Origin of the sequence: Shewanella sp. S23-S33 (assembly GCF_043359565.1) — a bacterium.
Taxonomy (GTDB): Bacteria; Pseudomonadota; Gammaproteobacteria; order Enterobacterales; family Shewanellaceae; genus Shewanella; species Shewanella oncorhynchi.
Genome location: NZ_JBHFFD010000072.1, coordinates 35,429 through 47,849, shown reverse-complemented (window position 1 = coordinate 47,849; position 12,421 = coordinate 35,429). Strand labels below are relative to the sequence as shown.

The 12,421-nt window shown below is 41.9% G+C and carries 8 protein-coding genes, 1 tRNA gene and 1 pseudogene; 4 read left to right on the top strand and 6 right to left on the bottom strand.

The window, feature by feature from the left end; genetic code table 11:
• Positions 1–132: 132 nt before the first annotated feature.
• A complete protein-coding gene (locus ACHA99_RS20890; protein WP_263171958.1) occupies positions 133–1,902 on the bottom strand; it encodes a flavocytochrome c in 1,770 nt (589 codons plus the stop codon).
• A 226-nt stretch (positions 1,903–2,128) separates the two neighbouring features.
• On the opposite strand from ACHA99_RS20890, the gene ACHA99_RS20885 reads away from it, so the two are divergent.
• The 3 genes from ACHA99_RS20885 (at position 2,129) to ACHA99_RS20875 (ending at position 5,433) form a co-directional block, all read left to right on the top strand.
• Entirely contained in the window at positions 2,129–3,157 is a 1,029-nt protein-coding gene (locus ACHA99_RS20885) for a porin (protein WP_393944736.1), read from the top strand.
• Positions 3,158–3,280: 123 nt separating this feature from the next.
• Positions 3,281–4,162 carry a LysR family transcriptional regulator gene (locus tag ACHA99_RS20880; RefSeq protein WP_393944734.1) on the top strand — a complete coding sequence of 294 codons (882 nt, stop codon included), beginning with the start codon at positions 3,281–3,283 and terminating at the stop codon, positions 4,160–4,162.
• Positions 4,163–4,206: 44 nt separating this feature from the next.
• Positions 4,207–5,433, top strand: a complete 1,227-nt coding sequence (locus tag ACHA99_RS20875; RefSeq protein ID WP_393944733.1) for a DUF819 domain-containing protein — start codon at positions 4,207–4,209, stop codon at positions 5,431–5,433.
• Positions 5,434–5,782: 349 nt separating this feature from the next.
• Here ACHA99_RS20875 and ACHA99_RS20870 read toward each other — a convergent pair.
• Positions 5,783–5,859: transfer RNA gene (locus ACHA99_RS20870), tRNA-Pro, on the bottom strand.
• A gap of 311 nt (positions 5,860–6,170) precedes the next feature.
• Positions 6,171–7,700: pseudogene (locus tag ACHA99_RS20865) on the bottom strand (alpha/beta hydrolase).
• Between the two features lie 224 nt (positions 7,701–7,924).
• On the opposite strand from ACHA99_RS20865, the gene ACHA99_RS20860 reads away from it, so the two are divergent.
• On the top strand, positions 7,925–8,425 hold the full coding sequence (locus ACHA99_RS20860) for a DUF6942 family protein (RefSeq protein WP_263176564.1): 501 nt from the start codon (positions 7,925–7,927) through the stop codon (positions 8,423–8,425).
• Positions 8,426–8,542: 117 nt separating this feature from the next.
• Here the strand turns inward: ACHA99_RS20860 and nadE are convergent, their stop codons facing one another.
• The 3 genes from nadE to hemH form a co-directional block, all read right to left on the bottom strand.
• The gene (gene nadE / locus ACHA99_RS20855) at positions 8,543–9,373 is read right to left on the bottom strand and encodes an ammonia-dependent NAD(+) synthetase (RefSeq protein ID WP_028759659.1); all 831 of its coding nucleotides are present in this window, start codon (positions 9,371–9,373) and stop codon (positions 8,543–8,545) included.
• Positions 9,374–9,574: 201 nt separating this feature from the next.
• The gene (locus ACHA99_RS20850) at positions 9,575–10,879 is read right to left on the bottom strand and encodes an inosine/guanosine kinase (RefSeq protein ID WP_028759658.1); all 1,305 of its coding nucleotides are present in this window, start codon (positions 10,877–10,879) and stop codon (positions 9,575–9,577) included.
• 477 nt (positions 10,880–11,356) lie between these two features.
• On the bottom strand, positions 11,357–12,376 hold the full coding sequence (gene hemH / locus ACHA99_RS20845; RefSeq protein WP_263176567.1) for a ferrochelatase: 1,020 nt from the start codon (positions 12,374–12,376) through the stop codon (positions 11,357–11,359).
• Between the last annotated feature and the right edge of the window lie 45 nt (positions 12,377–12,421).

Here is a 12,421-nt window from a genome sequence, read left to right as displayed (position 1 = left end):
GAGGCTACATTAGCCTCTCAAAAATAGCAGGGGAGCACTTTAACTCAAGCAATAATTTTATTGCTAATATTTACGATGAATAAAACTTGAGATGTTGTGAGAGACAATAACGAGTCTCTCACTGATTTAGCATTACTTTGTATTTAGAGCATGTTTGGCAGCATTTGTCCCTGCGATTTTACCGAAAATCACAGTATCAGCGACAGCGTTACCACCCAGACGATTATACCCATGAACACCACCAGTCACCTCTCCCGCCGCAAATAAACCTTTGAGCGGTTGACTTTGTATATCGAGTACTTCAGCTTTAGTGTCAATGGCAACTCCCCCCATAGTATGATGGATGCCAGGAGCAACTTTTACGGCATAATAAGGAGATTTTTCTATTGATAGCGGCATCTGCTCACGGTTAAATGCCTCATCTTTACCCTGTTTGAAATAATGGTTGTAGTTTGTGATAGTTTTGTCTAAAACACTTGGGGTCATTCCTGTTATTTTTGCAAGCTCTTCAACAGTATTGGCCTTTTCAAGCATTTCTAAATGATCATACCCCTGAACCATTTTAGCTTTTTTATATAATTCATTATCAAATACTAGCCAAGCATATTGTTCAGGTTGTTTTAGAATGGCATCGGAGGCTTTATCTCGAGTCGTTAATTCATTGATAAAGCGATTGCCTTCTTTATTAACCATTATGGCCCCGACACCTCGAACCGTTTCTGAAATTAATATACGACTATCTTTTCCTACTGTTGGATGTGTCTGGATCCAATCAATATCAGTCATACTTGCACCGACTGCTTTAGCAAGTTCAATACCATCCCCAGTTGAAGTGATATTATTTGAACTTGTCATGCCTTTAAATGTAGGGCGATAAAAAGCAATCATTTCTTTGTTAAACCCATAACCACCTGTGGCTAAAACAACCGACTTAGCTGCAACCATATAGTGACCAGAGTGTTTACCGTGGATGACAACACCCACAATTTTTTGTTCATCATCAACAACCAATTTAACAACTTTGGAGTTGAGTCTTGTATCAACCCCTTCTTTATCTGATGCTTTTCTTAGTACATCAATAATATGTGGACCAACACTTAAACCACCAGATGGACGATGTGTTCTATCGACTCTAGCGCCGCCAGAGCGTTTTAAATCATCCATATTGGCGCCCAAAGATTCTAACCATTTAATGCCATCAGCAGATTGCTCCGCTAATATTTGCACCAATTTAGGGTCGTTAGCATATCGACCGCCTTTCATTGTATCTTCGACATACCATTCGATTTTATCATCGACTTTATGATCTTTTTGCTGAACTGTACCCACAGCATTATACCCGCCTGCGGCGAGCATAGAGTTACCACCACTAAATGGTGCTTTATCAAGCAATATAACGTTAGCCCCCGCCTTTTTAGCTGCAATCGCAGCATTAAACCCAGCACTACCGGCTCCAACAACAATCACATCCGTTGTTTCTTTAGGACCTGCAGCTATCGCTTTATTTATGGCTTCATTATCCCAACCTTTGTCCCACGGTTCTTTAGATTTGGCTTTATTAAAAGGCATGTCGAGCCCTTTAAATGAATGACATTCATTACAATATAATTTTGGTTGTTCATGTCCTTTATGACAAGACGTACAATTAATATCACCTAAGTGTGAAGAATGTGGGTCAATTTCTAGTTTGGGATTTGCTAGTTTTCCATAATCACCATGACAGGATTTACATTGTTTATTTTCAAATGTCTCGCTATCGCTCACTTTATTGGGTGCCGTATGGCAGGTTTTACAACCATTAACATCTTTATGGAATGATGCTAAATCATTTTTATTATCAGCAGCCCATGATGACGCCGTTAAAATCGAACAGACAATAATACTCAAGTATTTTATCTTCATGCAATTCTCCAGTTTTTATTTTGGTAAGATTTGGCGTGATGATAGTTTCTTAATTTTTTTAAATAGTGACATTGAGCAACAAATTGAAATTGTTAAATATAACTTAACACACTTTAAGTTATGCTTAACTTGATGTTTTTGTTGATTAGATGTGATCTAAAGCGGAGATGTGTTTGCTTAAATCTCTAATATGACATTGCTTTTACATTCTAAAAAGGTGATGTCGATGAAAAATGCTAAATATCTTGGTTTTAGTTTTATTTTAATTTGTTCAACTCCAGCTTTATCTGAGCCATTAGATTTTTATGGAAGACTGTGGCTTGGTGTGGCCAACTCAAGTAATGGTCTTTCTGGTAACGAGAAAGTTGATGGATTTTCCCTTGAAAATTATGCATCATATTTAGGCGTTAAAGGTGAGTATAGTGTATATGATAATTTTAGCTTGTTATATAAATTTGAAGCAGGGATAGAAAGCTTTGATAACGATGATTCTAATATTTTCAAACCGAGGAACTCTTACTTAGGTTTTAAAACTAACTATGGCTCGGCTGTTTTCGGAAGAAATGATACCGTTTTTAAAAGTGCTGAAGGTAAAGTGGATTTGTTTAATATTACCTCAAGCGATATGAATATGATCATTTCAGGTAACGATAGATTAGGCGATTCGATAACATTAAATAGCGCTAAGGTCGCTGGTGTTACTATGGGTATCAGTTATGTTTTTGATAAGGATTTTAATCAAAAAAATCCAGAACTTTCTGATAAACAAAACAATTATGCAATTAGTTTTTCCCTAGGCGATGCAGCACTTAAAAAGAATAGTCACTATATTTCAATAGCCTATGCTGATGGATTGAACCAGTTAGAGGCAACAAGACTGGTGGGTGGTGTTGCTATTTCATCCGTAAAATTGGGGGCTATGTACCAGCGCTCTGAGTCAAGTATTTATGATAATATTAAAGGTAACTCCTATCTGTTAAGTATGGTTGTTCCTATTAATAAATATGATATAAAATTTCAATATTTAAAAGATGATGCTGGGCTGGGTAAAGTGACAAAAAATGCCGGAGCAGATCTAAAAACACTAAAAGAGAGTGATGCAAGTCAATATTCAGTAGGCGTTGATTTTAAGGCTCAAAAGGATTTGACTTTTGGGGTAGGTATTTCCTATTTTGATGGTGACTATACTGACGCCAAAGGACATGCTGAGTTTGATGACACTCTCATTTTTGTATCTACAAGATATCTATTTTAACCTCTATAGATAAAGCGGCTAAATAGCCGCTTTATAAAAATCAGATATTTATCATGTTAATTATTTATCGTTTTAAACTATTATACTGCTAGTATAACTGATTTTCCCCTCGCGGAGCATTTGATGCGGATAACATTAAGACAATTGATGATCTTTAAAGCCATACATTCTGAGAGGCAGATCTCAAAAGCGGCAAAAGTACTTCATATGTCAACGCCTGCTGTAAGTATGGCACTTAAAGAATTAGAAAGCTCTTTAGGCTGCAGATTATTTGAGCGAGTGGCGGGAGGTTTGGTTGTAAATGCGCATGGAGAAATAATATTACCTTATGCTAATGAAATGCTATCCAAGGGAAAAGAGTTAGAAAATATATTTTCATTCCCTGAACATGGCATCAAGGGGACGTTAACCATTGGGAGCAGTAAGACTGCTGGTAACTATGTATTATCTAAAAAAATTCCATTATTTAAGAACCAATATCCCGATGTAAAAATAAAACTAGTCATTGATAATAGTTTAGTTATTGAAAAAATGGTTTCAGAAAAAGAACTAGACTTAGGCTTTATTGATGCTAAACCCGCGAGTAAAAATCTCATTTGTGAGCATTGGTTACAAGATAATCTTTGCATTGTGAGTGGCGTAACTCATCCTGCTGCGAATGGTTTAAATACAAAATCTTGGCTTAGTGAACAATTGTGGATATTCGACCATGAATCATCGTTCTCTCGAATTCGTGCAATTCAGTTATTAAAAAGCTTAAATATTCACGTTCGTGATGAAATCAGCATGTCAACCATTGGCTCTATTAAAAGGGCAATTGGAACAGGCATAGGTTTGAGTGTATTACCCCTATTAGCGATTGACGCTGAATTAGCAAGAAAAGACCTTATTTTATTACCTGTGGATGGATGGGATTATAAACGAACTTATTGGTCAATTCAGCGTGAAGGAGAAGAATTATCTGCATTAAGCATGAGTTTCCTAGCCTTTAGTAAGCTACTTTAAAATATAATATATGTATACCAGCTATTCTTACTAGGTGAATTAAATTGATATCATCAGATCTTGGAATAGGATTTTTTTTAGTCTTTTTACTATGTGGTTTATTTTATACACACACATCCTCTATTACACTTTTTAAGCAATTTTATCGTATTTTTCCACTGATGCTAATGTGCTACACCTTACCTGCCATATTTAGCTCGCTAAATATTATTGATGCAAGTTATAGTCAACTTAGCGAAATGGCAAAAACACACTTAATGCCCGGTTGTTTATTTTTGTTGATTTTAGGTACCGATTTCTTTGCTCTCAGTTTAGTGGGAAAAAAACTTCTCGGTATGTACGTGCTAGGTGCTGTGAGCATCTGTATTGGCGGTCCATTAAGCCTATGGTTAGGCTCTATATTTTTTCCGAACGAACTCGTCTGGCAGGGAGATAATGCTGCCTGGAAAGGCATGTCAACACTGATGGCAAACTGGCTTGGCGGAACCGCCAATCAATTGGCTGTAAAAGAAATCCACAGTGTCGGTGATGCCGTATTTGCGGTAATGATGGCTATTAATATTCTTTTTTCCGGTATATGGATGGTTATATTACTTTTCATTGCAGAACGCCAAGATAAAATCGATGATTTCCTGAAAGCTGATAAAAGCTATAGACCGATATTTTGCACTGACATCAAACGTAAAGTGATAGGAAAACAAACAAGCTATTATTGGATTCTGATATTGATCTTGACTTTTTTCATTGTAATTTTCTTTAGTGAAAAATTATCATCCTTCCTTGCAACAAGAATCGCTAATAGTTTCCCACACTTATTTAAATACAATCTTACTTCTGAATTTTTTTGGTCAGTATTAATTGCAACTTTTTTAGGATTATTATTTTCATTAACAAATGCAAGACATGTGTTAGTCAAGGAAACTCAGCAGGCAGCTCTTTTTTTTATCTATATCATGATAATGTTGATGGGGTTGAACTTTGATATTAGCGCATTGAGCGCCGCGCCCTATTACGTTTGTATCGCTCTTATTTGGTTCTCTATACACATTATTATCTTATTTATTTTTACTGTATTTTTTCGATTACCTATCATGTACTTCGCGATCGCGAGTCAGTGTAATATTGGTGGTGCGGCTTCTGCACCAGTTATCGCCAGCGCTTTTCACCCAAGGCTGGCTTCCGCTGCTTTATTGATGGCAGTTTGGGGTTATACTTGGGCGTCTTTGTTGGCGTGGTATTTGGGTTTTTTAATGCAGTTTATTCAACCATAAGATGGGAACAAAAGTGTGTCCAACTAATTTTTTGCTCCCAATAAATGCCACTTCTGAATCTTCAAAGCATTACCCAAAGCTTTCAGAAAATTTCTATTTAACAATACAACTTATACATCCCCCCTATCAATCAAACCTCGGGGTGATTCAACACTGTGATAAAGTCGCAGCTACGCGCAGCCTGCCCATATTTGTTATGTTTTTTCATGATTCAAACTGGAGACACTTTACCATACATATACCTCAGTCTTTTGGTATGACTAAAATGAATTTAAAAATCGCACTAAAATAAAAAAGCCTGCAAACGATTAAGTTTGCAGGCTTTTTAACTCTTATAAAAAGAGGAATTTGGTCGGTATGAGAGGATTCGAACCTCCGACCCCTGACACCCCATGACAGTGCGCTACCGGGCTGCGCTACATACCGAATTTTTAAGTATATTGCATACCTGTGCTGACTTAGCTAAATATAGTTTAGCGATAATCTTTACGGCTTTTGCTTAATTACTTATCACCTAAGATACTGTTTATGGGGTTTATCTTAAGCGAGCCAGAACTGTAGCAATTGCCTCGCAACTGCGCAAGGGCTTCATTACATCTCTTTGATCAACTGCTTAGTTTATGTTCTGAATGACACAATTTTCGTCGATAATGATTGCTCGATACTGATTACGACCATACTCAAACAAGATTTAGCTGCAGAACAGACATAATGACACCTGTTTACTAAATCATCATTCAATGCGAGTGCATATGGGCGAGTCGGTACTCATCCATGCGCTCGAGTAGATACGGGAAAAAGGGATTCCATTTCTGTCGTAACATTTCAGACGCTGACACGCTATACAAGCCGCGCTCTCCGCGCGAAGCTGAGGCTCCGATTTGGATCCTATGTAAATCAGGCTGGATCACGGCGCCATAAAGCCCATCATCTATGCCAAAAGGTAGCGCAACATGGGATAAAGAATACACGCCTGCAGGCCAATATAAATCTAATATCCGCACGTTTTCACTGACCTGAGTGAGCACTTTACCCTGTGTGTCTATATCCTGTGTATCTAAATTTTGTTCATCTAAACCCAGTTCATCTAAACCAAAGTATCGCGCCTGAACCTGCGTGGTTTCATTACTGATATTTTCCACCACAGTGCTGCGATAATGTAACTCAGGGTTATTAATGTTCGCCAACAAGCCCGCAAGCGGATCATTGGACACCATCTTGGCATTTACATCGAGTCGGTTCATATCAAACAGCACTAGCTCATGACCTTTTTCAGGCAACGTTTGATACAGATTATTCACCACCGCCGCAGTTGAAACCGTTGCGTCCACCACTGACTGAAAGGTGAGTATCGACGGAACTTGCACCCGTTGCTTCGGCGTTAATCCTGCCAATAAACCTTGGTTACGCAGGGCTAATTGATAAACTACATCGCCCGCATTAACCGCAAAAGAGGTGTATTTAAAGGGATCGTACTCTACTTGAATACTGTTCCATTACAGTTTATCCAGCTCCAACAATCGTCCTATCCAACTCTGCCAGCGTGCAGCCGCCGCAGATGGCGCTAGCCCTATCGCGGGAGAGATAAAAATCATTCCATCATAATCAGGGGTTTTATTATGGCTTATACGTTCTAACTCATGGTTCAGCGCGACGGCGGCACCCGTCGAAAAAGCCACCACAAATAACGGTTTATCTTTCAGAGTTTGCCGCATATGCGCTGTGGCTAAATTCACCGCTGCGGCCAGATCTTGCCAATAAAGCTCAGTCAATCCACTTGGAATCGTGCCATGTCCTGGCAGTCTTAAACCGAGCACATGGGCTTTACCTTTAAAGTGCACTGCCACATTGGATAGAGCATAGGGCGAATCCGACATACCGTGGAGCAGTAATACTCCAAATTCGGCATTAGCCACAGACCATTCATAACTGCGATTCCAGTTTTGTGGCCAATGGGCAGGATCAGACAAGCTGTTTTTCACATAGCGATTCACTGGAGATAATTCAGAGGTAGGAATCTTCTGTACAACTTTGCGCTCAACTTCGCCGAATAAGCGGTCTTCTAGCGCTAAGTACTCATTAAAATTAGCGAGTTTAGTATTATAATGGAACTCATTTTCTAGCTCGACCGTATGCCAAAGTGACAGCTCAGGGCGCGCATTAAGAAAATAGATCCCTGTCGCGAGTAACGCCACCACTATGCCAGTACTCGCATACACTGCAGCTAAAAATAGGTGTTTTGTCGAACCTATGATGATGGTCTTCATCGCTGTTCCTACATGGAGATAAAATATGCAACTAGATTATACGGGTAGATAAAAACATCCTTCAAACGTTTTACCGCGATAAAATCTACTAGTGTAAGCAGTGCAATTTAATCACTTCAATTTAGTCACCCAATTTACTCATCTCGCAATTTTATTAGCCGCATAGGCCTTAATCGGGTTAGGATCGAAAATAGTCTTATTCCAACGAAACTTATACGCTCTCGATGATAATTGGTAATCCACACGCTAGGTTCGCTTACTATCTTCCTACAGCGCCGCTGGTACCTGAGAGCTGGCATTACACTCAGCCAGATGCTGTCGCGACTCTTATAGCTCTCAATGGCAATCATTGGCGTAAGATCTTCACTATTATGGCAAAAGTCAGCGCGGTTGGAGAAGATTGGCGCAGCTATCGTGACCAAGTGTTACTCAAGCAAAATGAACTGCTCTGCATAGGCGGCACTGAATTGATGGCAAACGCTAAGATTCATCTCATTGCGGGGCAAGTGGCCGCAAATGCTTTAGGGCTCACCATGTCCGTGAACGATTCCGGTGCGCAGCATTTAACTGCCCAAAATAAATCCATAACCGTACTTAAGCTGCCATCTTCGCTAGGACAGCATTGTTTACTCACGCCCTATTTGGATTATCGCCAATACCCAAACCAACTGATCGCCCTGACACGCCAACACTTAGCAACGCCAGAGCCCCACCACAGTGAATAATCCCATTATGATTGTGGTAACGGCTGTCACCACAGCATTAGTCACCAAATAACAAAGGCATAAAAAAGCACTCGTGAACAGAGTTCAAACGAGTGCATATTCAAGGACGATTCAGGGTTAGTCGTAAATAGTTGGAATAGGCTGACGTTTATGCTGCGTCGCCTTATAAATACCAATTAACTTGTCTTCAACCGCCTTGCCAACGTCTTTTCCCTCAAGGAAATCATCGATTTGCGCATAGGTTAGGCCAAGCGCGACTTCATCTTCGAGTAACGGTTTATTATCTTCTAAATCCGCGGTCGGCGCTTTATAGACTAACGATTCTGGCGCGCCAAGATACGCGGCGAGTTGGCGAACTTGGCGTTTGTTAAGACCAAATAATGGCGCTAAATCGCAGGCACCATCGCCCCATTTAGTGTAAAAACCTGTGATATTTTCGGCGCTGTGATCTGTCCCCACCACAAGCCCGCCTACGAGTCCGGCGAGTTCATACTGGGCGATCATCCGCATACGGGCTTTAACGTTACCCTTCACAAAATCCACTTTCGCCACATCGGGCAAAGGCAATCCGGCTTCGGCTAACGCGGCAACGGTAGCGCTGTGCACGCCATCAACGCCTTGATGCACATTCACAGTGACCAACTTAGAGGGCTGAATAAACTGACAGGCTAATTGCGCCTCATGCTCATCTTTTTGGATCTGATAAGGTAACCGCACAGCGATAAACTGGTAACCGCCTTGGCTATTTTCTTTATTTAAACTGTCCACCGCTAACTGACACAAACGCCCAGCGGTAGAAGAATCCACCCCACCGCTGATCCCTAATACCAATGCCTTGCTGCGTGCTTCTTTTAGTTTGGTTTTAATAAACGCGACACGACGTTGCACTTCGAACTCTGGCTCTATGGCCGTGAGTACCTTCATTTCTCTTAAGATTTGCGCTTTCACCGAAAATTCCACCTTAAATCATCGCTGTATTTGGACTACCTGAACCCGACTAACGTTAACATTTATTCGCAACTGCCTGTAGTTAAAATTAATGCTTAGTTAATTGATTATTGATAAACGCCATAAAAATAAGGGCAACAACGGTTTGCCGTTATTGCCCTAGCGTAAATCAGTCAGCTTAATCCCAATACAGCTACCGACTTATCTTTCCCAGTAGGATTCTTCTAAGCTGTCTTCGCGCTCAGGTAAACCGCGGGATAAACGCGGGCTATGCTGAGCTAAGACTTCATAGGCGACGCGGTTAGCGTACTTACACACTTGAGAAAACGAGGAATAACATAGGCCATCACGCTTATGTTTACTTGAGCCTGGCACGTTAGTCTTGTGGAAAGTATTGGCCGCCAGATCGTGCAATAACGCCGATAACGCGCCATCGCCAGCGCCATTGGTGTTACCGATTTTTTCTGGGCCGCCCATATAAGGTGAAATGTGGGCAAACACTTTGATTGGTGTTTCACAGTCACTTTTAAGCTTTGGACGGGAAAATTCATAACGATTAAATTCAGGGATAGCACCCGGCAACAAGGTGTGCGTCGTTTCGCGTTTTTCAGAATCTTCAGTATAACCCGCAGTATAAAGCCCGATAGGCCCCGCCGTGGTTAATACCATGTCGCACCATTCCAAGGCTTTTTCACTGGCAAGCAGAGGATCCCTTGAACCCGTTAAGGCTTCACCTTCGTCTTCATTCATCGCCAAAATGGTGACATGTTCTTTGATGAAGTTTTGCCACCATTGCGGGTCTTCTTCAATCAAGAAACGCGTGCCTAAGGTTAATACCACGGGAACTTCGGCGGCTTTTGCATATTCGATAGCGCACATGGCCGCATCGGTAATACGGTCGCCATCACTGGCGCGCATCAAATACGCGGTCAACACTAAGGCTGAACTGCCCTGCACCACGTCTTTATCGATAAATTCAGGTGTGAGTTTATCCATAGCGCCTTTGCTGATCGCAAATGTTCGCTCGCCGCACTCAGAAATCAGGGTAAAACAGCGACCGATAGGACCATCTACAGGTTGTAGAAAGTTAAGGTCGACTTTAGAAGAGGTATTACATAAATAGCGGTAGGCATAACTGCCCACTTCGATATTCTGACTCATTACCCCAAACAGCACTGAACGGTCATCGGCCAGAATAGAATAATTGTGCACTGTGTTGCCAATCGTGCCACCAGCAAATTCATCGCTAATCAAACCATGAATTTTTAACTCAGTGTAGAGTCTGTGGGCCTGTTCATCATTGATCAAGGTAGAATTGCCTTTGGGCAAGCCATAACGGCTCAGCAATTCGTCTTCCACTTTCGCTTCGATATCCACTAAGGTTTGATCAATACCGCTGATATAGGTCGCAAACGGCTGAGGCTGTTGAGTCAGCTGTTCAAGCAGCGGATCTCGGGTTTTAACCGGAAAATAATGTTTAGATTTACGCTGACCGGGAAACTTCATAGTGGCTCTCTTTTCCTGGCATCCATGCTAATTGGCGTCTGCCGAGGCGGTCAAGCCAAGCAGCATCCTAAAAATATTGAGTCTAGGCTAGCGAGACAAAAAAACCACCCCTTAGCCGGAAGGGCGCAGATTCTATCACAAAATCAGTTCGAAGCCAGTGCTCCAATACCCAAACAACCTGAAGATGCAGGATTCAGCGGGAATTTAACGGAATGGTTCAGACAAGGCAATTTATTACTCCTGCATAAATGGCATTCACGCCATCCATGGCGATTGCGGCTATTTGCAGACCTAGTGGGCTAAGTTAAAAATAGTCAACACAGTATAAAGTGCGTTACCTCGTGTTTAACATCTGCCGCCGGGACGGAGCGCCTAGGGCACTTCACTTCCGTGTTGCATCAATTCAAAAGGTGGCCGACATTCTGTCATTGATGCGCCTTGAATTGAATCACCCTAGGCGCTCTGAAACTCGTATCTTCAGGTGGCTTGGGTATGGGCCCAAGATACCGCTTGTTCTTGGATTAATTGCCGTAATAATTCAATGTGTAACTCATCGTCGTTCAAACAAGGGATAAACCGATAGTCGCTGCCACCCGCATGCAAAAAGGTTTCCTTAGCGCCAATGGAGATTTCTTCTAAGGTTTCGAGGCAATCGGTCGCAAACGCAGGGCAAATCACATCGACACTTTTGATCCCTTGCGCAGGTAACTCGGCCAGTAATTTATCGGCGTAGGGCGTTAACCATTCTTCGCGGCCAAAGCGCGATTGGAAGCACACTTGCCATTGCGACTCGCTCAGCTCAAGTTTTTGCGCCAACAGTTTAGCCGTGACAAAACACTGCTCGCGGTAAGGGTCGCCCTCTTTCACATAACGCAGTGGAATACCGTGAAATGACAAGAGCAACTTGTCGGCCTGCCCATGGGTTTTCCAGTGGCGCGTCACACTGTGTGCCAGCGCAGCAATATAAGCGCTATGGTCAAAATAGTCTTTATTAAAGCGAACCTGCGGCATGTCACGCACAGTTTTAAGATAACGGGCAACGGCATCGAACACACTTGCCACCGTCGAGCAGGAATATTGGGGATACAAAGGCAGCACAATAATACGCTCTGCTCCTTGATCTTTCAGGCGTTCAAATCCCGCATCGATGGAGGGATTGCCGTAACTCATACCCAGTTCAACCGGAATGGTCTGGTTAAAGGTTGCACTTAAGTCCACCGCCAACTTTTGTGCTTGGCGTGCACTTATCACCATCAAGGGCGAACCTTCCTGCGTCCACACGCTTTGGTAGAGTTTGGCGACTTTCGCCGGACGGGTGTTGAGAATAATGCCGTTCAGCAGCGGTTGCCAAATCCACGGCGATAAATCGACGACACGGGGATCACTTAAAAACTGCCTTAAAAAGCGTTTAACGGCCTTAGGACTAGGTTGATCAGGCGTGCCGAGGTTAACCAATAACACACCAAAAGCAGGGGAAGGATTCAACGTTAGGCTCATGGTTAATGAAGTTCACTTGGAGGCTAACATTGCGATACCCATAAA

Excerpts from the sequence above, each read along its gene's own strand:
- ACHA99_RS20890 (WP_263171958.1), bottom strand. The coding sequence starts at position 1,902 with ATGAAGATAAAATACTTGAGTATTATTGTCTGTTCGATTTTAACGGCG.
- ACHA99_RS20885 (WP_393944736.1), top strand. The coding sequence starts at position 2,129 with ATGAAAAATGCTAAATATCTTGGTTTTAGTTTTATTTTAATTTGTTCA.
- ACHA99_RS20880 (WP_393944734.1), top strand. The coding sequence starts at position 3,281 with ATGCGGATAACATTAAGACAATTGATGATCTTTAAAGCCATACATTCT.
- ACHA99_RS20860 (WP_263176564.1), top strand. The coding sequence starts at position 7,925 with ATGATAATTGGTAATCCACACGCTAGGTTCGCTTACTATCTTCCTACA.
- ACHA99_RS20850 (WP_028759658.1), bottom strand. The coding sequence starts at position 10,879 with ATGAAGTTTCCCGGTCAGCGTAAATCTAAACATTATTTTCCGGTTAAA.
- hemH (WP_263176567.1), bottom strand. The coding sequence starts at position 12,376 with ATGAGCCTAACGTTGAATCCTTCCCCTGCTTTTGGTGTGTTATTGGTT.